The organism is Streptomyces azureus (genome assembly GCF_001270025.1).
GTDB classification, from domain to species: Bacteria; Actinomycetota; Actinomycetes; order Streptomycetales; family Streptomycetaceae; genus Streptomyces; species Streptomyces azureus.
In genome coordinates this window covers 50518-75333 of sequence record NZ_DF968256.1, presented here as the reverse complement: position 1 = coordinate 75333, position 24816 = coordinate 50518, and the positions used below count along the sequence as shown (strand labels likewise).

The 24816-nt window shown below is 72.4% G+C and carries 28 protein-coding genes and 1 riboswitch; of the genes, 14 read left to right on the top strand and 14 right to left on the bottom strand.

Annotated elements, in window-relative coordinates; all coding sequences use genetic code 11:
• Positions 1-180, top strand: coding sequence for a hypothetical protein (locus tag AOQ53_RS15305; protein ID WP_010041043.1), 180 nt, complete (start codon positions 1-3; stop codon positions 178-180).
• Positions 181-183: 3 nt separating this feature from the next.
• Here the strand turns inward: AOQ53_RS15305 and AOQ53_RS15300 are convergent, their stop codons facing one another.
• From AOQ53_RS15300 to AOQ53_RS15285, 4 genes are read right to left on the bottom strand one after another with little or no spacing between them, the layout of a single operon-like run.
• Positions 184-1389: a sensor histidine kinase gene (locus AOQ53_RS15300; protein WP_059417683.1), complete on the bottom strand. Its 1206-nt coding sequence runs from the start codon at positions 1387-1389 to the stop codon at positions 184-186.
• Positions 1386-3098 (bottom strand): sodium/solute symporter, encoded by a 1713-nt coding sequence (locus AOQ53_RS15295; RefSeq protein ID WP_059417682.1) that lies wholly within the window; start codon positions 3096-3098, stop codon positions 1386-1388. The genes AOQ53_RS15300 and AOQ53_RS15295 overlap by 4 nt, the downstream gene beginning before the upstream one ends.
• Positions 3095-3457, bottom strand: a complete 363-nt coding sequence (locus AOQ53_RS15290) for a hypothetical protein (protein ID WP_059417733.1) — start codon at positions 3455-3457, stop codon at positions 3095-3097. The genes AOQ53_RS15295 and AOQ53_RS15290 overlap by 4 nt, the downstream gene beginning before the upstream one ends.
• A gap of 2 nt (positions 3458-3459) precedes the next feature.
• Positions 3460-4209 (bottom strand): LytR/AlgR family response regulator transcription factor, encoded by a 750-nt coding sequence (locus AOQ53_RS15285; RefSeq protein WP_059417680.1) that lies wholly within the window; start codon positions 4207-4209, stop codon positions 3460-3462.
• Between the two features lie 119 nt (positions 4210-4328).
• On the opposite strand from AOQ53_RS15285, the gene AOQ53_RS15280 reads away from it, so the two are divergent.
• The 5 genes from AOQ53_RS15280 to AOQ53_RS15260 all read left to right on the top strand — a co-directional run bounded on the left by AOQ53_RS15280 (position 4329) and on the right by AOQ53_RS15260 (position 11025).
• The gene (locus tag AOQ53_RS15280) at positions 4329-4844 is read left to right on the top strand and encodes an Lrp/AsnC family transcriptional regulator (RefSeq protein WP_059417679.1); all 516 of its coding nucleotides are present in this window, start codon (positions 4329-4331) and stop codon (positions 4842-4844) included.
• A 126-nt stretch (positions 4845-4970) separates the two neighbouring features.
• A complete protein-coding gene (gene ddaH / locus AOQ53_RS15275) occupies positions 4971-5792 on the top strand; it encodes a dimethylargininase (protein ID WP_059417677.1) in 822 nt (273 codons plus the stop codon).
• Positions 5789-7006 carry an ornithine--oxo-acid transaminase gene (gene rocD / locus AOQ53_RS15270; RefSeq protein WP_059417675.1) on the top strand — a complete coding sequence of 406 codons (1218 nt, stop codon included), beginning with the start codon at positions 5789-5791 and terminating at the stop codon, positions 7004-7006. The genes ddaH and rocD overlap by 4 nt, the downstream gene beginning before the upstream one ends.
• Positions 7007-7238: 232 nt before the next feature.
• Positions 7239-9719 carry a SpoIIE family protein phosphatase gene (locus AOQ53_RS15265; protein WP_059417673.1) on the top strand — a complete coding sequence of 827 codons (2481 nt, stop codon included), beginning with the start codon at positions 7239-7241 and terminating at the stop codon, positions 9717-9719.
• 67 nt (positions 9720-9786) lie between these two features.
• A complete protein-coding gene (locus tag AOQ53_RS15260; RefSeq protein WP_059417672.1) occupies positions 9787-11025 on the top strand; it encodes a PP2C family protein-serine/threonine phosphatase in 1239 nt (412 codons plus the stop codon).
• 11 nt (positions 11026-11036) lie between these two features.
• Here the strand turns inward: AOQ53_RS15260 and AOQ53_RS15255 are convergent, their stop codons facing one another.
• Positions 11037-11492, bottom strand: a complete 456-nt coding sequence (locus AOQ53_RS15255; RefSeq protein ID WP_059417670.1) for an RpiB/LacA/LacB family sugar-phosphate isomerase — start codon at positions 11490-11492, stop codon at positions 11037-11039.
• Between the two features lie 299 nt (positions 11493-11791).
• On the opposite strand from AOQ53_RS15255, the gene AOQ53_RS15250 reads away from it, so the two are divergent.
• Positions 11792-12511 carry a lysophospholipid acyltransferase family protein gene (locus tag AOQ53_RS15250; RefSeq protein ID WP_059417668.1) on the top strand — a complete coding sequence of 240 codons (720 nt, stop codon included), beginning with the start codon at positions 11792-11794 and terminating at the stop codon, positions 12509-12511.
• A 58-nt stretch (positions 12512-12569) separates the two neighbouring features.
• Complete coding sequence (locus tag AOQ53_RS15245; protein WP_174523292.1) at positions 12570-13595, top strand: NAD-dependent epimerase/dehydratase family protein; 1026 nt, start codon at positions 12570-12572, stop codon at positions 13593-13595.
• Between the two features lie 8 nt (positions 13596-13603).
• Here AOQ53_RS15245 and AOQ53_RS15240 read toward each other — a convergent pair whose 3' ends face one another.
• The 7 genes from AOQ53_RS15240 to AOQ53_RS15210 form a co-directional block, all read right to left on the bottom strand.
• On the bottom strand, positions 13604-14383 hold the full coding sequence (locus AOQ53_RS15240; protein WP_059417662.1) for an urease accessory protein UreD: 780 nt from the start codon (positions 14381-14383) through the stop codon (positions 13604-13606).
• Positions 14365-15054 carry an urease accessory protein UreG gene (ureG, locus tag AOQ53_RS15235; RefSeq protein WP_059417661.1) on the bottom strand — a complete coding sequence of 230 codons (690 nt, stop codon included), beginning with the start codon at positions 15052-15054 and terminating at the stop codon, positions 14365-14367. The genes AOQ53_RS15240 and ureG overlap by 19 nt, the downstream gene beginning before the upstream one ends.
• Before the next feature lie 74 nt (positions 15055-15128).
• Positions 15129-15803, bottom strand: coding sequence for an urease accessory protein UreF (locus tag AOQ53_RS15230; protein WP_059417659.1), 675 nt, complete (start codon positions 15801-15803; stop codon positions 15129-15131).
• A gap of 10 nt (positions 15804-15813) precedes the next feature.
• Entirely contained in the window at positions 15814-17535 is a 1722-nt protein-coding gene (locus AOQ53_RS15225) for an urease subunit alpha (protein ID WP_059417657.1), read from the bottom strand.
• Positions 17528-17839, bottom strand: a complete 312-nt coding sequence (locus AOQ53_RS15220) for an urease subunit beta (protein ID WP_059417654.1) — start codon at positions 17837-17839, stop codon at positions 17528-17530. Before AOQ53_RS15220 ends, AOQ53_RS15225 begins: the two co-directional genes overlap by 8 nt.
• Positions 17840-17850: 11 nt before the next feature.
• The gene (locus tag AOQ53_RS15215) at positions 17851-18153 is read right to left on the bottom strand and encodes an urease subunit gamma (RefSeq protein ID WP_010041087.1); all 303 of its coding nucleotides are present in this window, start codon (positions 18151-18153) and stop codon (positions 17851-17853) included.
• A gap of 111 nt (positions 18154-18264) precedes the next feature.
• Complete coding sequence (locus AOQ53_RS15210) at positions 18265-18912, bottom strand: TetR/AcrR family transcriptional regulator (RefSeq protein ID WP_059417652.1); 648 nt, start codon at positions 18910-18912, stop codon at positions 18265-18267.
• 133 nt (positions 18913-19045) lie between these two features.
• On the opposite strand from AOQ53_RS15210, the gene AOQ53_RS15205 reads away from it, so the two are divergent.
• A complete protein-coding gene (locus AOQ53_RS15205) occupies positions 19046-20041 on the top strand; it encodes an ABC transporter permease (RefSeq protein WP_059417650.1) in 996 nt (331 codons plus the stop codon).
• A gap of 108 nt (positions 20042-20149) precedes the next feature.
• Here AOQ53_RS15205 and AOQ53_RS15200 read toward each other — a convergent pair whose 3' ends face one another.
• A complete protein-coding gene (locus AOQ53_RS15200) occupies positions 20150-20446 on the bottom strand; it encodes a type II toxin-antitoxin system Phd/YefM family antitoxin (protein WP_059417648.1) in 297 nt (98 codons plus the stop codon).
• Between the two features lie 90 nt (positions 20447-20536).
• Here AOQ53_RS15200 and AOQ53_RS15195 point away from each other — a divergent pair, with 90 nt between their 5' ends.
• From AOQ53_RS15195 to AOQ53_RS15180, 4 genes are all read left to right on the top strand, one after another.
• Positions 20537-21172 (top strand): ATP-dependent Clp protease proteolytic subunit, encoded by a 636-nt coding sequence (locus AOQ53_RS15195; RefSeq protein ID WP_059417646.1) that lies wholly within the window; start codon positions 20537-20539, stop codon positions 21170-21172.
• Between the two features lie 7 nt (positions 21173-21179).
• The gene (locus AOQ53_RS15190) at positions 21180-21488 is read left to right on the top strand and encodes a hypothetical protein (RefSeq protein ID WP_059417645.1); all 309 of its coding nucleotides are present in this window, start codon (positions 21180-21182) and stop codon (positions 21486-21488) included.
• A gap of 352 nt (positions 21489-21840) precedes the next feature.
• Positions 21841-22037, top strand: a riboswitch (cyclic di-AMP (ydaO/yuaA leader).
• A gap of 3 nt (positions 22038-22040) precedes the next feature.
• The gene (locus AOQ53_RS15185) at positions 22041-22514 is read left to right on the top strand and encodes a C40 family peptidase (protein ID WP_059417643.1); all 474 of its coding nucleotides are present in this window, start codon (positions 22041-22043) and stop codon (positions 22512-22514) included.
• A gap of 81 nt (positions 22515-22595) precedes the next feature.
• Positions 22596-23237: a DUF6328 family protein gene (locus AOQ53_RS15180; protein ID WP_059417641.1), complete on the top strand. Its 642-nt coding sequence runs from the start codon at positions 22596-22598 to the stop codon at positions 23235-23237.
• Here the strand turns inward: AOQ53_RS15180 and AOQ53_RS15175 are convergent.
• A complete protein-coding gene (locus AOQ53_RS15175; RefSeq protein WP_059417640.1) occupies positions 23173-23802 on the bottom strand; it encodes a LysE family translocator in 630 nt (209 codons plus the stop codon). The genes AOQ53_RS15180 and AOQ53_RS15175 overlap by 65 nt on opposite strands.
• 90 nt (positions 23803-23892) lie before the next feature.
• Here AOQ53_RS15175 and AOQ53_RS15170 point away from each other — a divergent pair, with 90 nt between their 5' ends.
• A complete protein-coding gene (locus tag AOQ53_RS15170) occupies positions 23893-24810 on the top strand; it encodes a LysR family transcriptional regulator (protein ID WP_059417638.1) in 918 nt (305 codons plus the stop codon).
• Positions 24811-24816: the final 6 nt, after the last annotated feature.

Genomic DNA, 24816 nt, shown 5'->3' with positions numbered 1-24816 from the left:
ATGCCCGGTTCCACGAACGGTTCGAACGCGACGAAGACCATGGGAGTCGTCACCGTCGGCGGCCTCGTACTGGTGACGGCCTACACGGTGGCGCTCGGCAGCAACGGCTGGCTGTGGTTCGGCTGGGTCGTCCTGGGCCTGATCACCCTCGGGATGGTGGTCACCACGAAGAGCACCTGAGGCTCACTCCGGGATCAGCCGTCCGGCCGAATGCACGCCCGGCTGGTACTTCGGGAGCCGGACGGTGATCTTCATGCCCGCGCCCATGGCGGTCTCGATGACGAGGCCGTGGTCGTCGCCGTAGACCTGGCGGAGCCGGTCGTCGACGTTGGAGAGCCCTATGCCGCCCGAGGGGCTGACCTCGCGGGCGAGGATACGGCGGAGCAGGCCGGGGTCCATGCCGGCGCCGTCGTCCTCGATGACGACCAGGGCCTCGGCACCCGCGTCCTGGGCGGTGATCTGGATGTGGCACTTGTCGGCCTTGCCCTCCAGGCCGTGCTTGACGGCGTTCTCGACAAGCGGCTGGAGGCACAGGAAGGGCAGGGCGACGGGCAGCACCTCCGGGGCGATCTGGAGGGTGACGGAGAGGCGGTCGCCGAAGCGTGCCCGTACGAGCGCCAGGTAGTGGTCGATGGCGTGGAGTTCGTCGGCGAGGGTGGTGAAATCACCGTGCCGGCGGAACGAGTAGCGGGTGAAGTCGGCGAATTCCAGGAGCAGTTCTCGGGCGCGTTCGGGGTCGGTGCGGACGAACGATGCGATCACCGCGAGCGAGTTGAAGATGAAGTGCGGGGATATCTGGGCCCGCAGCGCCTTGATCTCGGCCTCGATGAGGCGGGTGCGGGACTGGTCCAGGTCCGCGAGCTCCAGCTGTACGGACACCCAGCGGGCCACCTCGCCGGCCGCCCGGACGAGGACCGCCGACTCGCGGGGCGCGCAGGCGACGAGGGCGCCGTGCACGCGGTCGTCGACGGTGAGCGGGGCGACGACCGCCCAGCGCACCGGGCAGTCGAGGAGGTCGCAGGTCAGCTGGAAGGCCTCGCCGCGGCCGGTCTCCAGAGGGCCGGCGAGACGTTCCATGATCTCGGTACGGTGGTGGGCGCCGTCCCCGTCCCAGACCAGGACCTGTTTGCGGTCGGTCAGGCACAGGGCGTCCGTGCCGAGCAGGGAGCGCAGTTTGCGGGCGGACTTGCGGGCGGTCTCCTCCGTTAGCCCGGCCCGCAGCGGGGGTGCGGCGAGGGAGGCGGTGTGCAGGGTCTCGAAGGTGGCGTGTTCGACGGGGGTGCCCAGGCCGCCGAGGCTCTGGGGGCGTGCCGTGCGCCGGCCGAGCCATACGCCCAGGGCCAGCACCGGGAGCACGGCGACGCACAGGCCGGCCAGGAATCCGCTCATGCCGTCACCTCCGTGCGCAGTTCCTCGGGCAGGTGGAACCGGGCCAGGACCGCCGCCGTGCCCGGTGGCACCCGGCCGGGGGTGGCCAGGGACACCAGGATCATGGTGAGGAAGCCCAGCGGCACCGACCAGAGCGCGGGCCAGGCGAGCAGGGCGTGCAGCGTGCCCTCGCCCGGGTAGCCCGTCATGGTCGCGGCGACGGCGAGCAGGGCCGAGCCGCCGCCGACCAGCATCCCGGCGGCCGCGCCGGGCGGGGTCAGCCGCCGCCACCAGATGCCGAGGACGAGCAGCGGGCAGAACGAGGACGCGGACACGGCGAAGGCGAGCCCCACCGCGTCGGCGACCGGGAGCCCGCCGACCAGGACGCTCGCCGCGAGGGGCATGGCCATCGCGAGGACGGTCCCGAGCCGGAAGTGCCGTACGCCCCGCGCGGGCAGGACGTCCTGGGTGAGCACGCCCGCGACGGCCATGGTGAGCCCGGAGGCCGTGGACAGGAACGCGGCGAAGGCGCCGCCCGCCACGAGCGCGCCCAGCAGATCGCCGCCCACTCCACCGATGATGCGGTCGGGCAGGAGGAGGACGGCGGCGTCCGTGTCGCCGGTGAGGGTGAGTTCGGGGGCGTAGATGCGGCCGAGGGCGCCGTAGACGGGCGGCAGGAGGTAGAAGGCGCCGATCAGGCCGAGGACCACGACGGTGGTGCGGCGGGCGGCCACGCCGTGCGGGCTGGTGTAGAAGCGGACCACGACGTGCGGCAGGCCCATGGTGCCGAGGAACGTGGCGAGGATCAGCCCGTAGGTGGCGTACAGCGGGCGTTCCTCGCTGCTCTCGGCCGGTGCGGGCGACAGGTCGCCGCCGCCGCTGCGCTGTGCCTCGGGGACGGCCGCTCCCTCGGCGAAGGTGAGCCGGGTGCCGCGTTCGACGCGGTGGGTGCCGGCGGGCAGGTCGAGGCGGGTATCGGTGTGCGTGCGGCCGTCCACGGTGCCGGTCACCGTGACGGTGAGGGGCCGGTCCAGTTTCAGGTCGATGCTGTCGCCGACGCGGACGACGCGCTGCTCGCGGAAGGTGGCCGGTTCGTCGAAGGCGTGGCGGGGAGACCCGTCGCTCTGCCAGGCGAGCACCAGGAACAGGGCGGGGACGAGCAGGGCGGTGAGTTTCAGCCAGTACTGGAAGGCCTGGACGAAGGTGATGCTGCGCATGCCGCCGGCGGCGACGGTGGCGGTCACGACGACGGCGACGATCACCCCGCCGAGCCAGTCGGGCGCCCCGGTCAGCACCGTCAGGGTCAGTCCCGCGCCCTGGAGCTGGGGCAGCAGATACAGCCAGCCGACGCCGACGACGAAGGCACCGGCCAGCCGCCGTACGGCCTGCGAGGCCAGGCGGGCCTCGGCGAAGTCGGGGAGCGTGTAGGCGCCGGAGCGGCGCAGCGGGGCGGCGACGAAGAGAAGCAGCACCAGGTAGCCGGCGGTGTAGCCGACCGGGTACCAGAGCATGTCGGGGCCCTGGACCAGGACCAGCCCCGCTATGCCCAGGAAGGAGGCGGCGGAGAGGTACTCGCCGCTGATGGCGGCGGCGTTGAGGCGGGGGCCGACGGTGCGGGAGGCGACGTAGAAGTCGGAGGTGGTGCGGGAGATGCGCAGGCCGAAGGCGCCCACGAGAATCGTCGCGACGACGACCAGGGCGACGGCGGGGACGGCGTAGTGGGAGTTCATCGGTCTTCGACGAGGCGTACGAAGTCGCGCTCGTTGCGCTCGGCGCGGCGGACGTACCAGCGGGCGAGCAGGACCAGCGGGGCGTAGAGGCCGAAGCCGAGGACGGCCCACTCCAGGCGGCGGGCGTCGGGCATCGCCGCGAACAGCAGCGGCAGTGGGCCGACGAGCAGGCCGAGGACCGCGAAGACGGTGAGCGCGGCGCGCAGCTGGGTGCGCATCAGGGAGCGGACGTAGGTGTGGCCGAGAGTGGTCTGTTCGTCGATCTCGGTGCGCGGGCGGTAGTAGTAGGCGGAGGCCCGGCGGGTGCGGCGGGGCGGGCCGGTGACGACGACGCGGCGCTCGGTGTGGTCCTGGGGCACCGTCACGCCCTCCTCATGAGCAGGTCGCGCAGTTCGCGCGTGTGGCGCCGGCTGACCTGGAGCTCCTCGGTGCCGACGAGGACGCTGGCGGTGCCCGCGTCGAGGCGGAGTTCGCCGATGTGGCGCAGGGCGACGAGGTGGCGGCGGTGGATGCGGACGAAGCCGCGGGAGCGCCAGCGCTCCTCCAGGGTGGACAGCGGGATGCGGACCAGGTGGCTGCCCTTGTCGGTGTGCAGACGGGCGTAGTCGCCCTGGGCCTCGACGTGGGTGATGTCGCCGACGGCCACGAAGCGGGTCACGCCGCCGAGCTCGACGGGTATGTGGTCGGGGTCGGGCTCGCTCACGGGTATGCGGGGCGCGGTGCCGCGCAGCTCGGCGGCACGCCGTACGGCCTCGGCGAGCCGCTCCTTGCGGACGGGCTTGAGGACGTAGTCGACGGCCTTGAGGTCGAAGGCCTGGACGGCGAAGTCCTCGTGGGCGGTGACGAACACGACGAGCGGCGGCCGGGCGAACCCGGTGAGCAGCCGGGCCAGGTCGAGCCCGTCGAGGCCGGGCATCTGGATGTCGAGGAAGACGACGTCGATGGCCTCGGGCCCGCCCGGACCGGATTCCAGGGCGCGGTTGATGCGGCGCAGCGCCTCGGTCGCGTCGCCGGCGCCCTCCGCGCTGCCGACGCGGGGGTCCGCGTGCAGCAGGTAGAGCAGCTCCTCCAGCGAGGGGCGTTCGTCGTCGACAGCGAGGGCGCGCAGCATGAATCCGGAGTGTAGGGGCGATTCGTACGTCTGGACATGTGCCGGTGGACGTTGCCCCTGGACGAGGTGCCCGCGCCGGGCCGGGCGCGGGCCGGGATGCCGGTGGATACAGTGCCCGCATGAACAGCAGGTCCACGCCGTTCGACGAACTCGACCGGAAGATCATCACCGCGTTGATGGCCAACGCCCGGACGTCCTTCGCCGAGATCGGCACGGCGATCGGGCTGTCGGCCACGGCGGTCAAGCGCCGGGTCGACCGGCTGCGGGAGACGGGCGTGATCACCGGGTTCACGGCGACGGTGAAGCCGTCGGCGCTGGGCTGGCGCACCGAGGCCTATGTCGAGGTGTACTGCGAGGGCGCGGCCCCGCCGCGGCGGCTGGCGGAGGTCGTGCGCGACTACCCGGAGATCACCGCGGCGATGACCGTGACGGGCGGTGCGGACGCGCTGCTGCACGTGCGGGCGCGGGACGTGGAGCACTTCGAGGAGGTGCTGGAGCGGATCCGCCAGGAGCCCTTCATCCGGAAGACGATCAGCGTGATGGTGCTGTCCCATCTGCTTCCGGAGAGTCCGGAGGCGGGTGCCAGCCATCCCGCGCCGGAGGAGTTCCCGGGCGGCGCAGCAGGCGTGCGCTGACGGGCCTCAAGACGCAGCGTTCCTGCGCCCACGCGCAACCGATGTTCCTTGTCGGCCGCCTCCGTCAGTTCCTACCTTGGTGTCAACACCCAGTCACACACCGTGAGGAAGCGGAGGGACCCCTCTGTGCCCGACTCCCGTGTGCCGCGCCGGCGGCGCTACCTCGTCTGCGAACCCAGACACTTCGCCGTGCAGTACGCGATCAACCCGTGGATGCGTCCCGGCGAACCCGTCGACGTCGTCCGCGCGCTGGACCAGTGGCAGGCGCTGGTCGACGCCTACCGTGCCCACGGCCATACCGTGGACACTGTGAAACCCGTGCCCGGTCTGCCCGACATGGTCTTCGCCGCGAACGCGGCGGTCGTCGTCGACGGCCGCGTCTTCGGCTCCCTCTTCCACGCGCCCGAGCGCCGTCCCGAGTCCGTGCCGTACGAGGCGTGGTTCAAGTCGGAGGGCTACGAGGTCTACCACCCCGAGTCGGTGTGCGAGGGCGAGGGCGACCTGGTGCCGGCCGGCCGCTGGATCCTGGCCGGGACGGGCTTCCGTACCACCCGTGAAGCCCACAGCGAGGTGCAGGAGTACTTCGGGGTACCGGTGATCAGCCTGACGCTGGTGGACCCGTACTTCTACCACCTGGACACGGCGCTGTTCGTCCTCGACGACGACAACATCGCCTACTACCCCGAGGCGTTCTCGCCGGGCAGCCGCGAGGTGCTGGCCCGGTTGTACCCGGACGCGGTGCTCGCCACCCGCGAGGACGCGATGGCGTTCGGGCTCAACTCCGTCTCCGACGGGCGGCACGTGTTCATCTCACCGGGGGCGACGGGCCTGGTCGGCCGGCTCGCCGGCCGTGGCTACGTCCCCGTCCCCGTCGACCTGTCCGAGTTCCAGAAGGCCGGTGGCGGCATCAAGTGCTGCACCCAGGAGATCCGGGAGATCCGCTCATGACCGCACCCGTCCGTACCCGTGGCTCTCAGGAGCTCATCCGCGCGGAGGAGCCGGTCCTGGCGCACAACTACCATCCGCTGCCCGTGGTCGTCGCCCGTGCCGAGGGCGCCTGGGTGGAGGACGTGGAGGGGCGCCGCTACCTCGACATGCTGGCCGGCTACTCGGCACTGAACTTCGGCCACCGGCACCCGGCGCTGATCGAGGCCGCCCACCGCCAGCTCGACCGGCTGACCCTGACCTCCCGCGCCTTCCACAACGACCGGCTCGCCGAGTTCGCCGAGCGGCTGGCGGCGCTGACCGGGATGGACATGGTGCTGCCCATGAACACCGGTGCGGAGGCGGTGGAGAGCGGGGTGAAGGTGGCCCGCAAGTGGGCGTACGACGTCAAGGGCGTCCCGGCCGACCGGGCGACGATCGTGGTCGCGGCGGACAACTTCCACGGCCGTACGACGACGATCGTCAGCTTCTCCACGGACGAGACGGCACGGCAGGGGTTCGGCCCCTTCACGCCGGGTTTCCGGATCGTGCCGTACAACGACCTGGCCGCGCTGGAAGCGGCGGTCGACGAGACGACGGCTGCGGTGCTGATCGAGCCGATCCAGGGCGAGGCGGGCGTGATCATTCCGGACGACGGTTACCTGGCCGGCGTGCGCGAGCTGACCCGCCGCAAGGGGTGCCTGTTCGTCGCGGACGAGATCCAGTCCGGGCTCGGCCGTACGGGCAGCACGCTGGCGGTCGAGCACGACTCGGTCGTGCCGGACGTGGTGCTGCTGGGCAAGGCGCTGGGCGGCGGCATCGTGCCGGTGTCCGCGGTGGTCGCCCGGCGGGAGGTCCTCGGGGTGCTGCACCCCGGGGAGCACGGGTCGACCTTCGGCGGCAACCCGCTGGCGGCCGCGGTCGGCACGGCGGTGGTCGAGCTGCTGGAGACGGGCGAGTTCCAGCGCCGCGCGACCGAGCTGGGCGCGGCCCTGCGGGACGGCCTGACCGGGCTGGTCGGCAAGGGCGTCGTCGGCTTCCGCTCGCGGGGCCTGTGGGCGGGCGTCGACATCGACCCCGCGCTCGGCACCGGCCGCGAGATCAGCGAGCGCCTCATGCGGGAGGGGATCCTGGTCAAGGACACCCACGGCTCCACCATCCGCCTGGCCCCGCCGCTCACCATCACGGCCGAGGAGCTCGAGGGGGCACTCGGATCGCTGGAAAAGGTGCTGCGGTAAGAGGCGCAGGGGCTGCGACGGAGGCCGCCCTGGCCAGGGGCTGATGGCGAGCGCCGCCTGGCGGAGCGTCGGGTCGGAGGCTGTCTGGCAGGGGGCGATGGCGGAGGCCGCCCGGCAAGAGGTCAATGGCAGAGGCCCCGACCCGGCCCGGCACAAGCCGCCCCCGCATGCCGGGAGGGTGAAGATTGAGGCAAGAGGTGGTAGACCACTCTCAGCGACAGAGAGGTCGGCCGTGGGCGCACACGAGGAGTACGGCGTTGGCCGGCAGCGGTTCGACGTGGCCGACGCCGCGCCCCTGTTGCTCGATCCGCAGGGCGTGGTGACGGGCTGGACCGGTGAGGCCCGGCGGCTGCTGGCGTATCCGGCGGCCGAGGCGGTCGGCAGGAAGCTGGCGGATCTGCTGACGGCCGAGGACGCGCAGCGCGTGCCGGACCTGGTCGAGCGGTGCCGCAGGGACGGTGGCTGGACGGGGCTGCTGACGGCCCGCCGCCGGGACGGGCAACCGGTGAGGGTCGCGGCCCGGATCACCTCGGCCGAGGAGGCGCACGGCGGCGCGCGCTGGCTGGCGCTGCTGTCGGAGCTGGCCGACGCGCCCGGCTGGGACATGAGCCGTACGGTGCTGGAACGGATGGTGTCCGACGCCCCGGTCGGTATCGCGATCGTGGACACGGACCTGCGTTTTGTGTGGTCGAACGCGGCTCTGGAGCAGTTCGGCGGCGGACCACCGCCCCGGCGGCTCGGCCTGCGCTTCGCGGACGTCCAGCCGGGCCTGGACGCCCAGGCGGTCGAGGCGCAGATGCGGCACGTGCTGGAGACCGGCGAGGCCGTGGTCGGGTACGAGCACGTGGGCCATGTGCAGTCGGCGCCGCTGCGCGAGACGGCGCACATGCTGTCGTTCACCCGGCTCGACGACGACCAGGGCAACCCGATGGGCGTGTACTACACGGTCGTCGACATAACCGAGCGGCACCGCGCCCGGCAGCGGCTGGCGCTGCTCGACCGGGCCGGCGAGAGCATCGGCCGCAGCCTGGACCTCATGCGCACCGCGCAGGAGCTCGCCGACGTGGCCGTGCCGGGGCTGGCCGACTTCGTCACCGTGGACCTGCTGGAGACGGTGCTGCGGGGCGCCGAACTGCCCCCCGGCCCGCTCGCGGACACGGAGGAGCCGGTGGCGCTGCGCCGCGCCGGATACCGGTGCGCGGAGGACGACCTCGCGGAGTCCGTCATCGACATCGGCGAGGTGGTGGCCTTCCGGGCCGGAACGCCCCCGGTGCTCTGCCTCACCACGGGACGGTCCTGGCGCGAGGAACGGCTCGACCCGTTGGCCCGGGACTGGACCACGGACGCACCGAGCGGCCGGCAGGCCAGGTTCCGGGAGCTGGGCCTGCACAGCGTGATCGCCGTGCCGGTCCGGGCGCGCGGCACCACCCTGGGCATCACCACCTTCTTCCGGCGCCACGGCCGGGAGCCCTTCGACGAGGAGGACCTGCGCCTGGCCGAGGACCTCGTCTCCCGCGCGGCCGTCTGCGTGGACAACGCCCGGCGCTACACGCGCGAGCGCGACGCCGCGCTCGTCCTCCAGCGCAGCCTGCTCCCCCACCGGCTCCCCGAGCAGGACGCGGTCGAGGTGGCCGCGTGCTACCGGCCGGCCGACGAGCTGACCGGCCTGGGCGGCGACTGGTACGACCTCATCCCGCTGTCCGGGGCGCGCGTCGCGCTCGTCGTGGGCGAGGTGCCCGGGCACGGCATCGACGCCGCCGCGGCCATGGGGCAGCTGCGGACGGCCGTACGGACCCTGGCCGCTCAGGATCTGCCGCCCGAGGAGGTTCTGGCGCACCTCGACGACCTGGTGGCGCGGTCGGCCCGGGAAGAGGGCGCCGAACCGGGCGCGGCGGGCTCCGCGGGCACGCAGTGCGTGGGCTCCGGGTGTGTGTACGTCGTCTACGACCCGGTCGACGGCGGGTGCGCGATGGCCGCCGCGGGCCATCCGGCACCGGCCGTGGTCCTGCCCGACGGCTCCGTCACGTTCGTCGATCTCCCGCAGGGGCCGCCGCTCGGCGTAGGCGGTCCGCCCTTCGAGGCGGTCGAGCTGTCCCTCATGGAGGGCAGCACCCTCGCCCTGCACACCGACGGGCTGCTGGCCCAGGGAGAGACCTGGGCCGTCGACGCCGGCCGGCAACGGCTGCGCCGGGCGCTGGAAGGGGCGGGTCCGCTGGAGGCGCGCTGCCGGAACGTCGTCGACGCGCTGGTCCCGGCGCGTCCGTACGACGACGTGGCTCTGCTGATGGCCCGTACGAAACGCCTCGGCACCGAGCAGGTGGCGGCCTGGGACCTGGACCCCGACCCGGCCCTCGTCGCCGACGCCCGCCGCACGGCCACCCGGCAGCTGGCCCGCTGGGGGCTGGACGAGCTGGCGTTCACGACGGAACTGGTGGTGAGCGAGCTGGTCACCAACGCCATACGGCACGCCACCGGGCCCATCCGGCTCCGCCTGATCCGGGAGCGCGCCCTGGTCTGCGAGGTCTTGGACAGCGGCGCCACCGCGCCCCATCTGCGCCATCCCCGTACGACGGACGAGGGCGGGCGCGGTCTGCTGCTGGTCTCCCAGCTGACCCAGCGGTGGGGCTCGCGGTTCGTCCCCGACGGGAAGATCATCTGGGCGGAGCAGTCCCTGACGGAGCTCGCCGAGCTGCCCGTGGCGCTCCTGGAGTGAAGCCGGGGCCGGGTTCCCCCATACCGTGGGAAACTGGTCTGATCCCGGCAGTGGTGAGGCGGCGGCCATGACGGATTCGGCGATCGACTACACGGCGGTCTTCCAGGCCCTGCCCGGCATGGTGGCGCTGTTGACGCCCGAGCTGGTGTACGCGGATGTCAACGATGAGTTCGTCCGCGTGTCCGGGCGCTCCCGCGAGCAGCTGGTCGGGCGCTACCTGTTCGACGTCTTCCCCGACAACCCCAACGACCCCGCCTCGACGGGCAGGCGCAACCTGGAGGCCTCGCTGTACCGGGTCCTGGCGACCGGGGAGCGCGACGCCATGGCCCTCCAGCGCTACGACGTCGAGGATCCCGAGCGGCCCGGGGAATGGCAGGAGCGCTACTGGAGTCCGTTGAACGCGCCGCTGCTCGGCCCCGACGGCAAGGTGGCGCTGATCCTGCACCGTGTCGAGGAGGTCACGGAGCTGATCCGGGCCCGGGGCCGCCCGGGAGGGGGCCGGGGCGGCCGGTCGCGGGTCCTGGAGGCCGAGCTGTACACCCGCGCCCGCGAGCTCCAGGAGCTCAACGAGCGGCTGCGTCAGGCGCACTCCCGGGAGCGCGAGGTGGCGCTGGCCCTCCAGGAGGCGATGCTGCCCGACCGCCAGGTCAGTCCCCACCACCGGGCCGCCGTCCGGTACCGGCCCGCCGTGGGCGCGCTCAACGTGTGCGGGGACTGGTACGACCTGGTCGACCTGGTCGGCGGCCACCGGGTCGGCGTGTCCGTGGGCGACGTGGTCGGGCACGGACTGGAGGCCGCCGGCGTCATGGGCCAGCTGCGCAGCGCGCTCAGCGCGGCCTCCCGGGTCGCCGAGGGCCCGGCCCAGGCCCTGGACGTGCTGGGGCGCTACGCCCACGTGGTCGACGGCGCCGAGTCGGCGACCGCCGTGACGACCTTCATCGACTTCGACCGGCACACCATCACCTACAGCAGCGCCGGCCATCTGCCGCCCGTGCTGGTCCACCCCGACGGCCGCGCCGAGTTCCTCGACGGTGCCACGGACACGCCGCTCGACGCCCGCCCCGACCCGATTCCGAGACCCCAGGCCGAGACGGCCTTCACGCCGGGCGCCACTCTGGTGCTCTACACCGACGGCCTGGTCGAGCGGCGTGGCGAGGACATCGACACCGGCCTGGCCCGTCTCGCGGACGCGCTGCACCGGAACCGGGGCCAGGATCCCGAGACCCTCGCCGACACGGTCCTGCTGGAACTGCTGCCGCCGGGCGGCGCCACGGACGACACCGCGCTGATCATCGTGCGGCTGTGAGCGGGCACTCCCTAGCGGCGGGTGTTGCCGTGGTCGAGCAGCCTGACGCGGTCCACGTTCTGCCGGTCCTCGGCGTCCGTGCTGGGCTCGCCGGCGAACCACGCGTCGAGGATCTCCTTCAGCAGCGGCTCGGACGTGAGCCGCAGGCTGAGCGCGAGGACGTTGGCGTCGTTCCAGCGGCGCGCCCCGTCGGCCGTGTACGCGTCCGTGCACAGGGCGGCCCGGACGCCCGGCACCTTGTTCGCGGCGATCGAGGCGCCCGTGCCGGTCCAGCAGCACACCACGGCCTGGTCGGCCGTCCCGTCGGCGACCTCGCGGGCCGCGGACTCGGAGCACACCGCCCACTGGGGGTCGTCCCCGGGACGCAGCGCGCCGTGCGGGCGCACCTCGTACCCTCGGTCGCGCAGCGCGGCCACGAGGGAGCGGGCGACGGGCTCGTCCATGTCCGAGGAAACAGAGATCCGCATGTTTCGCAGACTACTCGGGAAGGCCGCAAGAGACAGCGGGTGGCCAGGCACCGCCCGTATCCCGCCAGCCCACCCGGGTGGAGCAGCACGCTGGTCCCGCGGTCCTCCCCAGCCGCATGAGCAACACCGGATACACCTTCCTGACTGACCGTCAGTCAATCGGCAAAGGATCGGCACGGTCCCGTCGCACGAGGTGCCCGGTGGCCATGCCTGCACCTACACTGGCACCCCACGACATGCCGGTTGACCTGCTGGAACGCGGCGGTTGAGTCCACCGCAAGAGTCGAGGAGCGCCCGCTTTGTTCTACTACCTGCTGAAATACGTGCTGCTCGGACCGCTGCTGAGGCTGGTCTTCCGGCCTCGAATAGAAGGCCTGGAGCACGTTCCGGCGGAGGGCGCCGCCATCATCGCCGGCAATCACCTGTCGTTCTCGGACCACTTCCTGATGCCCGCGGTCCTCAAGCGGCGCATCACCTTCCTCGCGAAGGCCGAGTACTTCACGGGCCCGGGCATCAAGGGCCGGCTGACGGCGTCGTTCTTCCGCAGCGCCGGCCAGATCCCCGTCGACCGATCCGGCAAGGACGCCGGGCAGGCCGCGATCCGCGAGGGCCTCGGCGTGCTGAGCAAGGACGAGTTGCTCGGCATCTACCCGGAGGGCACGCGCTCGCACGACGGCCGGCTCTACAAGGGCAAGGTGGGCGTCGCGGTCATGGCCCTCAAGGCCGGTGTCCCGGTCATTCCCTGCGCGATGATCGGCACCTTCGAGGCCCAGCCGCCCGGCAAGGTCATCCCCAACGTCCACCCCGTCGTGATCCGCTTCGGCAAGCCCCTCGACTTCTCGCGCTACGCCGGCATGGAGAACGAGAAGGCCATCCTGCGCGCCGTCACCGACGAGATCATGTACGCGATCCTCTCCCTGTCCGAACAGGAGTACGTCGACCAGTACGCGGCCGTCGTGAAGGCCGAGGAGGCCGCCGCCGCGAAGGAGCGGAAGTTTCCGCGCCTGCCGCTCACTTGAGGCTCTGCTGTCGGCAGAAGCCGTCTCCCCGGCCGCCTCGACCGCCTATGGTCGCGGCATGAGACGTGCTGTGGTGATCGGGGCCGGCGGGCAGATAGGACGGCCCGCGGTGGAGGCGCTGGCGCGGGACGGCTGGAAGGTGACGGCCGCGTCGCGCGGCGGGGCCCGGGACGAGAGCTGGCCCGGCGAGGTACGGACGCGGCGGCTGGACCGCGAGGACGACGCGGCGCTCGGCGCGCTGATCGGTGACGGCTGCGACCTCGTGGTCGACATCGTCGCCTACGGGGCCGGGCACGCCCGGCAGTTGACGGGGCTGGCCGACCGCGTCGGCTCGGCCGTGGTCGTGTCGACGGTGTCGGTGTACGGGGACGGCACGGGCCGCGGCTTCGACACGATGAGCGAGCCGGGTGGTTTCCCGCGGTACCCCGTGCCCGTACGGGAGGACCAGCCGACGGTCCCGCCGGGGGACGCCACGTACAGCACCGGCAAGGCCGCCCTGGAGAGGGAACTCATCGCGGCGGGCGACCGGTTGCCCACGACCCTGCTGCGCGCGGGCGCGATCCACGGGCCCCACAGCCCGCTCCCCCGCGAGCTGTACTTCGTGAAACGGAACCTCGACGGCCGGCGCAGGAGGGTGCTCGCCCACCGGGGTGAGAGCCGCTTTCACACGTCGGCCGCCCGCAACCTCGCCGAACTGATCCGGCTGGCGGCCGCCCGGCCCGGCTCGCGGGTGCTCAACGCCTGTGATCCGCAGCCGCCGACGGTGGCCGAGATCGGGTCGGCGGTGGACGCGGTGATGGGAGTGGAGACGGAGACCGTCCTGGTGGACGGGGCCGCACCCTCGCCGTCCGTGGGCAGCTCGCCCTGGTCGGTGGAGCTGCCGCTGGTCTTCGACATGTCCGCCGCGGAGCGGGAGTTGGGCTACCGGCCGGTCGTGTCCTACCCCGAGAGCCTGCCGGAGACGGTCGACTGGCTCACCCGCCGGCTGTCCGGGCAGGACTGGACGGACGCGTTCCCGACTCTCGCACGGATCTACCCGGACCTGTTCGACTACGCGGCGGAGGACGCCTGGTTCGGGGCGTGAGCGGACGTCTACGTGCGCACGAGTGACGCCAGTGCCTCGTCGAGCAGCCGTCGCAGCCGCAGCGCGTCCGGCGCCACGGCGGTCACCAGGGCGGCGGGACCGGCGAGCGGGACGACCGAGGCCCCTTCCCCGAGCGCCCGGGCCGGCACCGGCTCGACGGCGAACTCGGGTCGTACGACGATCAATTGCCCGACCGCACGGTGACCCGCCAGCACCGCGGGGCCGTCCCAGCCGCCCGGCGCGCCGGGCCCGCAGGCCAGCTCCTGGTCGAGCACGGCCTGCCCGGCGACCCGCACGGTCAGCCGGCTCGTCAGCCGCCCGGGTTCCTCACCCGCCCGCCCGAGCACCTGCTCCTCGCGCAGCACGAGCCGGGCCGTGGCGGCGAGCTCGACGCGGGTCGTGACGTACAGGTCGCTGCCCTGCGCGGAGATCAACTGCTCGGGCACCCAGTGCAGTTCGGCCCGGTCGCCGACGTCGAGCCGGACGTCGTAGCGGGCCTCTCCCTTGGTCTGCCCCGGCAGGGCGATGGTGGCGGCGGCCGACCCGACGGACAGCCGCGCTCCTTCCTCCACCCGGGCCCGCACGGTGAAGTGGTCGCCGCCGAGCGGCCCGCTCATCGCTCCGACCAGCATGACCCGCGCCTCGGCACCGCTCGCCCGGGTGCGCCGCAGCGCCAGCGGCCCGTCGCTCTCCAGCACGGGCAGGGCCGTCCCGCCCCGGCCGTCGTCCCGGGCGACGATCCTCGCAACGGACCGCACGCCGGAGCTGTTCACGCTCGTGCCGCCCACGCGGCGAGCTGCGCACGCACCCAGGCGGCGACATCCGACACCCCGGGCTCGCTCCGCAACGACTGGAAGACGACTGGCAGTTCGGCCCGCTGCGCCTTGGCGTCGGCCGCCATCCGCGCGAGGTCGGAGCCGACGTACGGGGCGAGGTCGGTCTTGTTGACGACGAGCAGGTCGGCGGTGGTCACGCCCGGCCCGCCCTTGCGCGGGATGTCGTCGCCTCCCGCCACGTCGATCACGAAGATCTGCGCGTCGACGAGTCCCCTGGAGAAGGTCGCGGTGAGGTTGTCCCCACCGGACTCCACGAGGACCAGGTCCAGCGGCCCGACGGCGTCCTCCAGGTCCTCCACCGCCTCCAGATTCGCGGAGATGTCGTCCCGGATCGCGGTGTGCGGGCAGGCTCCCGTCTCCACCGCAGTGATCCGCTCGGGCGGCAGCACGGCCTCCCGGAGCAGGAACTCGGCGTCCTCGCGGGTGTAGATGTCGTTGGTGACGACCGCGAGGGACAGCTCGTCCCGCAGCGCGCGGCACAGTGCGGCGACGGTGGCGGTCTTCCCGGACCCGACGGGCCCGCCGAGTCCGATGCGCAGCGCTCGGCGGCTGCCGTCGGGCCGGAGGGCGTCGGCGCTCACGGCGCCGGGGCCGTCGTGGGTGTGGTCGTGGTCGAGGTGCATGGCGCGGCTCCTACGTTCTTGCCCGATTGATTCGAGTGGTTTGGGGGGAGAGGGTGATCAACTTGATCGGCTGCCTATGAGGCGAACAGCCGCACGGGCCAGCCCGCGTGTACCTCCGCCCCGATCTCCAGCAAGGGCGCCGACCCCGCCGGCAACGCGTCGACCCCCTCGTCGACCACCCTTCGCGCCGCCTCCACCGCCCGGTCCACGACGCGGTCCACATCCGGCGCCAGCCGGGCCAGCACCCCCGTCGCGTCGAAGGGATCCAGGCTCAGCAACCGCACCGTCGCCGTGGCCGGCCCGCTCACGCTCTCGTACGCCGCGCAGTACGCCGCGTCGACCGGCCCCAGTCCGGCCGCCCGCGCCGTCAGCCCGAGCACCACCGGCTGATGGGCCCCCTTGGGGAACTCCCGGGCCAGCGCGTCCAGTTCGACGGACGGCCAGGTCACCCGGGCGGCCCGCATCAGCTGCCGCCCCAGCTTGCGCGCGGCGACGCGCAGCGCGGGCGAGGGCGTACGGGCGTCCGCGGCGCGGTCCAGCGTGACGGGGTCGATGCCCAGCGCGGCGGCCGCCGAAAGGGCGGCCGCCACCGAACCGGCCGTGTGCAGCCGCCCCCGGCAGAACTCCGCCAGGCTCGCGGCCCCGCTGATCCGGCCGGCCTTGACCGCTGCCTCCGCCCCGCCGGAGTGGGCGTGACCGCCGGCGGGGAAACGGCCGTCGGCCAGGACGAGAAGTGCCGCACGTGACATCAGGACGTCCTCAGAACAGGAAGTACCGCTGGGCCATGGGCAGTTCGGCCGCCGGCGCCGCCTCGACCAGCTGCCCGTCGATGTGCACGGCGAAGCTGTCGGGATCGACCCGTACCTCGGGCCGGGCGTCGTTCTCCCGCATGTCGGCCTTGGTGACCCCGCGCGTCGACTCGATCGCCACGAACCGCTTCCCGAGGCCGAGCCGCTCCGGCAGCCCGTCCTCGACGGCCAGGGGGGCGACGAAGTTCAGGGAGTTGGTGGCCGGTGCCCGCCCGATCGCCCCGAACATCGGGCGCGGCAGGACCGGCTGCGGCGTGGGGATCGAGGCGTTGGCGTCGCCCATCTGCGCGTAGGCGATCTGCCCGCCCTTGATGACGAGCTGCGGCTTGACGCCGAAGAACGACGGCTCCCACAGCACCAGGTCGGCCAGCTTGCCGCTCTCGACGGAGCCGATCTCCCGGGCCAGGCCCTGGGCGAGTGCCGGGTTGATCGTGTACTTGGCGACGTACCGGCGCGCCCGGCGGTTGTCGGCGCGGCCGTCCCCGGGCAGCGCCCCCCGCCGCCGCTTCATCACGTGGGCGGTCTGCCAGGTCCTCATGATGACCTCGCCCACGCGCCCCATGGCCTGCGAGTCGGAGGAGATGATCGAGATCGCGCCCAGGTCGTGCAGCACGTCCTCGGCGCCGATCGTGGACGGCCGGATCCGGGACTCGGCGAAGGCCAGGTCCTCCGGCACGGCCGGGTTGAGGTGGTGGCAGACCATCAGCATGTCGAGGTGTTCCTCGGCGGTGTTGACGGTGAACGGCCGGGTCGGATTCGTGGAGCTCGGCAGCACGTAGGACTCGGAGACCACGGTCATGATGTCCGGCGCGTGCCCGCCGCCCGCGCCCTCGGTGTGGTACGCGTGGATGCCCCGCCCGGCGATCGCGGCGAGCGTGTCGCCGACGAACCCGGCCTCGTTGAGCGTGTCCGTGTGGATGGCGACCTGGATGCCGGTCTGCCCGGCGACGGTCAGCGAGGCGTCGATGACGGCCGGGGTCGAGCCCCAGTCCTCGTGCAGTTTCAGGCCGAGTGCGCCGCCCCGGATCTGCGACAGCATCGCCTCGTGGGAGACGGTGTTGCCCTTGCCCAGCAGGCCGATGTTGAGCGGGTAGGCCTCCATGGCCTCCAGCATCCGCGCGAGATGCCAGGGCCCGGGGGTCACGGTGGTGGCCTTGGAACCCTCGGCCGGGCCCGTACCGCCGCCGACGAGGGTCGTGATGCCCGAGGACAGCGCCTCGTCGGCGATCTGCGGGCAGATGAAGTGCACGTGGGCGTCGATCGCGCCCGCCGTGAGGATCCGGCCGTTGCCGGCGATGACCTCGGTCTCGGGGCCGATGACCAGGTCTGGATGGACGCCGTCCATGGTGTCGGGGTTGCCGGCCTTGCCGATCCCGGTGATCCGCCCGTCGCGGATGCCCACGTCGGCCTTGACGATGCCCCAGTGGTCGATGATCACCGCGCCGGTGATGACGGTGTCCGGCGTGCCCTCCGCCCGGGTGGCACGCGCCTGGCCCATGGACTCGCGGATGACCTTGCCGCCGCCGAACACGGCCTCGTCACCGGCGAGCCCGGGCCCGCCGGAACGATCCTCCTCGATCTCGACCAGCAGGTCGGTGTCGGCGAGCCGGATCCGGTCGCCGGTCGTCGGGCCGAACAGGTCGGCGTACGCGGCACGCGAGATCTCAGGCATCGAGGGCACCTCCGGTCTCCCCGCGCAGACCGGGCACGACACGGGCGCCGGTCAGCGGAACGAGTTCGACGTCGACGGGGATCCCGGGTTCGAAGCGCACGGCCGTGCCGGCGGCGACGTTCAGCCGCTTGCCGCGCGCGGCGGCGCGGTCGAACTCCAGACCGGGGTTGGCCTCGGCGAAGTGGTAGTGGGAACCGACCTGGACGGGACGGTCGGCGGCGTTGAGGACGGTGAGCCGGGTGACCTCGCGGCCCTCGTTGTACGCAATCGGCTCGTCGGCGAAGAGGATCTCTCCGGGAATCATCGAGACCTCTCTCAGACGATGGGCTCGTGGACGGTGACGAGCTTGGTGCCGTCCGGGAAGGTGGCCTCGACCTGGACGTCGTGGATCATCTCCGGGACGCCTTCCATGACGTCGTCCCGGGTGAGCAGTGTGCGTCCGGAGGACATGAGTTCGGCGACGGTACGGCCGTCACGGGCACCTTCGAGGATGTGCGACGTGATGAGGGCGACCGCCTCGGGGTGGTTGAGCCGCAGCCCACGGGCCCGGCGCTTCTCGGCCACGTCGGCCGCCACGTGGATCAGCAGCCTCTCTTGCTCGTGCGGGGTCAGTTGCACGTCCCACCTCACAGTCCTCGCTCCGGACCGTGCGGGGCCCGGTTGCCGCAGCCACCGGGGAAAAGCCCTGGTGGCGTGGCGGCAGGCTAGTTGGACCGGGTTTCAGACACGTTAACCGAGCTGTGATCCTTCAGGCCGCTGAGCGGGGTCCCGCATGCTCACCATCGCCCGCAGTCCGTCCCTCATGATCTCCGGGGGCATCTCCCCGAACACGGCCATCTGAGCCGCGAAGCCCTGCGCGAGGGCGATCATCACGCGCGCCATGGCGTCGGGGTCGGCGTCCGCCGCGATGAGGTCGGCGTCCTTGTAGCCCTCCACGACCTTCACCCATGCGGCACGGACCCTGGCGTAGCCGGCGTGGACGATGGCTGCCAGGTCCTCGTTGCGCAGGGTCTCGGTCCAGACCTGGAGCATGAGGCGGGGGAAGATCCACTCGCCGTTGTGCACCACTCCGGGCCTGGCTTCCTTCAGGGTCGCGAGGAGCCCGGGGATCATTTCGTCGGGCAGCGGCGGCGGACTCTGTTCGGCCGCGCTCTCGAAGACGCCGCCCACGACGTCGAGCACCTCACCGACGATCGCCCCGATCAGCTCCTCCTTGCCACTGAAGTAGCGGTAGACGGCACCGGCGGAGAGGCCGACCTCCTTCAGCACATCCTGCATGGACGTGGCATGGAAGCCGTTGCGGGCGAAGCAGAGCGCGGCGCCGTCGAGGATCTGCCGACGGCGGGCATCGAGGTGTTCCTGGGACACGCGGGCCATGGTCCACAACGTAAAACGAATATTCATTCTTGACAAGCGACGAAGGGCGGCGCACGGTGGTGGCAGAACAAAAACGAACGATCCTTCTTTTTAGTCGCCCGGCACCGCTGTCTGCCGCTCGCAGGAGATCCTCATGCCCGCCACCCCGACCCGCCGCCTGATAGCGGTCGTCGTCCTCGTGCCCGTCCTCGCGGCCCTGGCTCTGTGGGCCTTCGCCTGGCCGGCCGCCCGCACCGCACCGCGCGACCTGCCGCTGGGCGTGGCGGGGCCGCCCGCCGCGGCGGCGCAGATGGAGAAGCGGATGGAGCAGCGCGAGGGCGCCTTCGAGATCCACCGTTACGCCGACGAGGCCGCAGCCAGGGACGCCGTCGAGGACCGGACCGTGTACGGCGCGGTCGTGGTCACTCCCCAGGGCCCCGAACTGCTCACCGCGTCCGCCGCGGGGCCGGCCGTCGCCCAGTTCCTCCAGCAGGCGGTGGCACAGCAGGCCGCCGCCGCGGGCACGCAGGTCAGGACGGTCGACGTCGTGGCCACCCCGGCGAGCGATCCGCGCGGTGCGGCGTTCAATGCCGCCGTACTGCCCCTCGCCCTGGCCGGTATCGCGGCGGGAGCGGTGGTCACCGTGCTGGGGCTGCGCGGCGCCCGGGCCGTGACCGCGCTGCTCGCCGCGTCCGCCCTGGTGGGCGTGGCCGCAGCCGGGGTCGCGCACAGCTGGCTCGGGGTGCTCACGGGCGACTGGTGGACGGAGGCCGCAGCGCTCGGGCTCTCGGCGCTGGCCGTCAGTGGTGCCGTCGCCGGGCTCGCCGCCCTGGTCGGCACCGCCGGCATGGGGATCGCCGGAGCGGTGGTGATGCTCCTCGGCAACCCGTTCTCCGGCGCCGCCTCGGCACCGCAGATGCTGCCGGAGCCGGCCGGTGCGATCGGCCAGTGGCTGCCGCCGGGCGCGGGTACGACGCTGCTGCGCTCGGTGTCGTACTTCGACGGCGCGGCGGCGACCGGCCCCGCCCTGACCCTGACCTGGTGGGCGGCGCTGGGCCTGGGCGCCGTACTGCTCGGCGGCGCGCTCCGGGCACGGAAGGCGCGCGACGAGGCCGCGACCGACGGACGGGAGCTCGCGGCGGTGGGCTGAGCCGCCGTCCTCACAGAAGGGCGATCACACAGCAGAAACGACCGTGCACCCCCAGCTGTAGCGGACGGGGGTGCACGGTTTCGGCCTGCCCGGACTGCGGACCCCGGGCTACGCCGGGCCGGCCCCCCGGTGCTTCGCCGCGATCCCGAACCGCTGCCGTTCGCGAGGAGCGGACGCGACCTCGCGGACCGTGGAGACAGCGCTGATCACCTGCTCCTCCGCGGGCTCCGCGAGTTCCGCGAGCTCTGCGGCCTCTTCGATTCGCCGCAGGTCATCGGCTGAGACGAGGGCGACGAGAGGCTTGCCGTGCCGGGTGACGACGACGCGTTCACCGCCGTACACCACGCGGTTGATCAGGTCGGCGAGCTCAGCCCTGGCTTGCGTCACCGGAATCTCGTAGGCCATGCAGCCATCATAACGTCACGTACGTCCTGTACATTTTTTACAGAGACAGCTGTCGCAGGAGACGGCTCTGCCCGCGAGGAGGGGTTCACCATGACCCGACCGTCCGCCCGTTACGTGCTGCCCGAGTTCACCGAACGCACCGCGTCCGGGCAACGGACGACGGATCCGTACTCGAAGCTGCTGGAGGGGCGGATCGTCTTCCTCGGGGCGCCGGTGGACGAGACCTCGGCGAACGACGTGATGGCCCAGTTCATGTACCTCGAACACCAGGCCCCCGACCGCGACATCTCGCTCTACATCAACTCCCCCGGCGGCACCTTCCACGCCTTGTCGGCCATCTACGACACGATGCAGTACGTCTCCTGCGACGTGGAGACGATCTGCCTGGGCCAGGCCGGCGCGGCCGCCTCGGTCCTGCTGGCGGCGGGCACACCCGGCAAGCGATCCGCGCTGCCGGACGCCCGTCTGGTGATCCATCAGCCCGCGCTGCCCGAGCCGGCCCGCGGGCAGGCCAGCGATCTCGCGATCCAGGCCGACGAGTTGACCCGCGTCCGGACCCGCATGGAGGAGATGCTCGCGCGGCACACGGGCCGCAGCCGGGAGCAGCTCAGCGAGGACATCGAGCGCGACAAGGTCCTCACCGCCCAGGAGGCCGTGGAGTACGGCCTGGTGGACCGGATCGTCCCCCACCGCAAGGCCACTCTGGCCATGCCGACCGGAGAGTGAGCCGCCGGTGCTCCCGCCCGAACTGCCGCCGCTGCCCGCGCTGACCCGCGCCGAGGCTGAGTTGATCGACCGTTACCTGGAGGTCGTCGACCTGCTCGGCCGGATCAACCCGGCGCTGCCCGGCGACACCTACCGCGGACTGCGCGCCGCCCAGGCCCTGGTGGGCAAGGCGACGGCGCTGCGTGACGCGCTGGCCCTGATGCATCAGCGGGGCGAGACGGAACTGCACGCCGGCACACTCGGCCGGGCGCTGCGGGTGCTGGACGGCGAGCGGCGCACGGCCCGCGTCACCCTGCCCCCGGAGTCCGTCAGTTGACGCGGATCCGTCGGCCCGGACGCCCGCCCTGCCGACGGAGCGTCCAGGCCTGAGTCGAAACGGACCAAACGACGTACCCCTGTCCGGAGTAGACGGGAGTCCTTTTTTCGGGCCCTCCCAGTTGCGCAACGCGCGTGGCCGAGGAGCGGAATAGGACATTCCATCGCTGGTCCGGCGGCCGATGGGCCCGTGGACGGTGGCTCGAACACAGACGTGTCCACCCGAACGGGTGAGTGGTGAGTAACAACACAAACCCCCGGTTCCGTTGGGATTTCGGGACAACCATGAGCCAAGATCCCTGACTGACGACAAGCCCCCGCCGCAGCGGCGGGGCGGTCCGGGCGGACGCCGAGTCCTGCCGCCGCCTGGATGACCGGTCGACAGGAGTGGATCGGCAGGAGTGGAGGACCCAAGCACGACGGGTCGCCGGGACGGTCACGCCATGACCGGGTCCGAGCAGCCCTTGGGGTGAAGCCGCGTCAGCGGCCGGGCAACTTCGCCAGCCCGAATCCGACAGGTCATCCTTCACAGGCGGCTGACGAAGGGTTGCGCATGACTGCGCTCAATCGTGTCCCGTCGCTCATGGTCCGGGCCGGTACGGCCTCGGCCCTCACCATCGCCGCGGTGGGCGGCTCGATCGTGACGCCCGGCTTCTCCTCGGAGGCCTCGGCAGCCACCCATGGGACGAAGGCACTCCAGATCGCGGCCTCGAAGAAGGGTTCGCCCTACAGGTACGGGGCCACCGGTCCGCACAGGTTCGACTGCTCCGGGCTCACGCTCTACTCGTTCAAGAAGGTCGGCAAGAAGCTCCCCCGCACGGCCGCCCAGCAGTACAACAAGACGCGCCACATCTCCGCCAAGAACCGCAAGGCGGGAGACCTGGTGTTCTTCCACTCGGGCAGCAACGTGTACCACGTGGGTATCTACGCGGGTAAGAACAAGCTCTGGCACGCCCCGAAGAGCGGGGACGTGGTGCGGCTGCAGAAGATCTGGACCAAGAGCGTCTGGTACGGGCGCGTGAAGTGATCCGCCCGGCGTGCGGCGGCGTCCCTGACGCGCCGCCGCACGCCGGAGCGTGACACGGCCTCAAGTGGTTACCCGTGACCCATGGCCGAGCACCGTCCCTGCACCGCACGCGGCGAGACCCCGCTGCAACGCGCCGACCGGAACTTCGTCGAGCTGCTCCAGGAGCTCCGGGTCACCCAGACGGGCGTACAGATCCTGTTCGCGTTCCTGTTGTCGCTCGCTTTCACCTCGCGCTTCACGTCCCTCGACACGGTCCAGCGCGTCACCTACGTCATCACGCTGCTGCTGGCGGTCCTGGCAGCGGCGCTGTTCACCGCACCGGCCGCGCTGCACCGCTCGCTCTTCCAGCAGGGCGCCAAGCCCCGCATCGTGCAGGTCTCCTCACGACTGGCCGCAACCGGCCTGATCGTGCTGGTGTTCGCGTTCAGCGGTTCCGTGCTGCTGGTGGTGGATGTGACGACCAGTCGGGCCGGTGGCATCGCAGCGGGCGCGGCGACGTTCCTGGTCTGCGTCGGCCTGTGGGGGCTGCTCCCCCGGCTGGTGCGGCGGGCGGGGCTGCGGGAGGAGACGCACGGCAGCCCCGGGCGGCCCGAGGCCACTGTGGAGGAGCCGGCGCCCCAGGGCACCGTCCGGATCCCCGCGCCGCTGCGCGGCACCATCAGGCAGCCCTCAGCGGCTCGAGAAGGAGCAGCACACCGAGAAGCGTCAGCGCGGCGCCGGTGACCCCCTCGACGGCCCGCGCGGCCCGTGGTTCGCGCAGCCACCGGCCCAGCCGGTCCACCAGCAGGGCCACGGCCGGGAACCACAGCAGGGCGAGGACCACCACGATCAGCGCCAGCAGCAGGGTCCGGGGCAGCGCGGGACTGCCCGCGGGCACGAACTGCGGCAGCAGGCTGAGGAAGGTGATGGGCGCTTTCGGATTCAGGGCGTTCGTGACGAAGCCCTGCCGCAGGGGACGCGCGGCGGACGAGACGGTTCCGGCGGCTTCGACGGGCACGGCACGGGGCCGGCGCAGCGACCACAGCGTCCGCACCCCCAGGTACAGGACATAGCCGCCGCCCAGCAACTGGAGCGAGCGGAACAGCGCGGGGACGGCGGCCAGGACCGCGGCGACGCCCGCCACGGCCAGCGCGGTGTGCAGGAGCAGCCCGCCCGCGATGCCGAGCGCGCAGGCGACACCGGCCCGGCGGGAGACCAGGGCGTTGCGCACGACGACCGTGAAGTCGGCGCCCGGCATGGCGACCATGCCCGCCGCCACCCCGGTGAAGGCGATGAGTTGTGCGTCCATGCGGCCAGCCTGCCGGGCCGGAGCCTTCAGCAGGTATGTCGAATATCCTGGGCAGGCCTTAAGCAATGCTTTGGTCTGTGGAGGTCAGACATGTACGATCCGACCCGGCTCGCGGCGCTGGTCGCCGTCGCGGAGGCCGGGTCGATCACCCGGGCCGCCGAGCGCCTCGGCTACACCCCGCCCGCGCTCTCCCAGCAACTGGCCAAGCTGGAGCGGGAGGCGGGCTCGGCGCTGCTGGTCCGGCATCACCGCGGGGCGCGGCTGACGGGCGCGGGCGAGCTGCTGGTGGCACGGGCCCGGCGCGTGCTCGACGAGTTGGAACTGGCTCGCCACGAACTGGCCCGGCTGGCCGGTCTGTCGGGGGGTGTCCTGAGGCTCGGGACGTTCCAGACGGCGGGCATCCATCTGCTGCCGCCGGTGCTCAGCGCGTTCCGCCGGGCTCACCCGGATGTGGAGCTGTCCGTCGCCGACCACGAACCGCCGACCGGTGTCACGGCCGTGGCCACCGGTGAGATCGACCTGGCCCTGACGCACACGTACGAGCCGGCCGACGCCCTGGCGCTCCCCGCCTCCGTGCGCACGGAGCCGGTCCTGGTCGAGGAACTGGTGCTGGTGACCGCCCCGGGGCATGCCCTCGCCGACGGCACGTCCAGGCTTCCCTTGACGGAACTGGCGGGTCAGCCGCTGATCAGCATGGCGCCGGAGCATCCGTCCCGGCAGGGTGTGGAGGCGGCGCTGGCCGGGGCCGGTGCCAGCCCGTCGGTCCTGGTGTCGACGCCCGGGTATGCGCTGGTGTGCGCGCTGGTCAGCGCGGGGCTCGGGGTGGGCGTCGTACCGGAGATGGTGGCGCGGACGTCGGTCACGCCGGTCGGGGTGCGCCCGCTCGGAGCGGGCGAGCTGCGCCGTACGATCTCGGTCGCCTACCGGGGCGAGGAGGCGGCGCCGGCCGTGGAGGCCTTCCGGGCCTTGCTGCGCGGGGCGTTCGGCCGCGCGCGGCACACGTCATAGATGCGG

Excerpts from the sequence above, each read along its gene's own strand:
- AOQ53_RS15260 (WP_059417672.1), top strand. The coding sequence starts at position 9,787 with ATGACGGATTCGGCGATCGACTACACGGCGGTCTTCCAGGCCCTGCCC.
- rocD (WP_059417675.1), top strand. The coding sequence starts at position 5,789 with ATGACCGCACCCGTCCGTACCCGTGGCTCTCAGGAGCTCATCCGCGCG.
- AOQ53_RS15180 (WP_059417641.1), top strand. The coding sequence starts at position 22,596 with ATGGCCGAGCACCGTCCCTGCACCGCACGCGGCGAGACCCCGCTGCAA.
- AOQ53_RS15225 (WP_059417657.1), bottom strand. The coding sequence starts at position 17,535 with ATGCCTGAGATCTCGCGTGCCGCGTACGCCGACCTGTTCGGCCCGACG.
- AOQ53_RS15285 (WP_059417680.1), bottom strand. The coding sequence starts at position 4,209 with ATGCTGCGCGCCCTCGCTGTCGACGACGAACGCCCCTCGCTGGAGGAG.
- AOQ53_RS15195 (WP_059417646.1), top strand. The coding sequence starts at position 20,537 with ATGACCCGACCGTCCGCCCGTTACGTGCTGCCCGAGTTCACCGAACGC.
- AOQ53_RS15200 (WP_059417648.1), bottom strand. The coding sequence starts at position 20,446 with ATGGCCTACGAGATTCCGGTGACGCAAGCCAGGGCTGAGCTCGCCGAC.
- AOQ53_RS15295 (WP_059417682.1), bottom strand. The coding sequence starts at position 3,098 with ATGAACTCCCACTACGCCGTCCCCGCCGTCGCCCTGGTCGTCGTCGCG.
- AOQ53_RS15280 (WP_059417679.1), top strand. The coding sequence starts at position 4,329 with ATGAACAGCAGGTCCACGCCGTTCGACGAACTCGACCGGAAGATCATC.
- AOQ53_RS15245 (WP_174523292.1), top strand. The coding sequence starts at position 12,570 with ATGAGACGTGCTGTGGTGATCGGGGCCGGCGGGCAGATAGGACGGCCC.
- AOQ53_RS15230 (WP_059417659.1), bottom strand. The coding sequence starts at position 15,803 with ATGTCACGTGCGGCACTTCTCGTCCTGGCCGACGGCCGTTTCCCCGCC.
- AOQ53_RS15170 (WP_059417638.1), top strand. The coding sequence starts at position 23,893 with ATGTACGATCCGACCCGGCTCGCGGCGCTGGTCGCCGTCGCGGAGGCC.
- AOQ53_RS15300 (WP_059417683.1), bottom strand. The coding sequence starts at position 1,389 with ATGAGCGGATTCCTGGCCGGCCTGTGCGTCGCCGTGCTCCCGGTGCTG.
- AOQ53_RS15210 (WP_059417652.1), bottom strand. The coding sequence starts at position 18,912 with ATGGCCCGCGTGTCCCAGGAACACCTCGATGCCCGCCGTCGGCAGATC.
- AOQ53_RS15175 (WP_059417640.1), bottom strand. The coding sequence starts at position 23,802 with ATGGACGCACAACTCATCGCCTTCACCGGGGTGGCGGCGGGCATGGTC.
- AOQ53_RS15205 (WP_059417650.1), top strand. The coding sequence starts at position 19,046 with ATGCCCGCCACCCCGACCCGCCGCCTGATAGCGGTCGTCGTCCTCGTG.
- AOQ53_RS15255 (WP_059417670.1), bottom strand. The coding sequence starts at position 11,492 with ATGCGGATCTCTGTTTCCTCGGACATGGACGAGCCCGTCGCCCGCTCC.
- AOQ53_RS15220 (WP_059417654.1), bottom strand. The coding sequence starts at position 17,839 with ATGATTCCCGGAGAGATCCTCTTCGCCGACGAGCCGATTGCGTACAAC.
- ureG (WP_059417661.1), bottom strand. The coding sequence starts at position 15,054 with ATGCACCTCGACCACGACCACACCCACGACGGCCCCGGCGCCGTGAGC.
- AOQ53_RS15305 (WP_010041043.1), top strand. The coding sequence starts at position 1 with ATGCCCGGTTCCACGAACGGTTCGAACGCGACGAAGACCATGGGAGTC.
- AOQ53_RS15185 (WP_059417643.1), top strand. The coding sequence starts at position 22,041 with ATGACTGCGCTCAATCGTGTCCCGTCGCTCATGGTCCGGGCCGGTACG.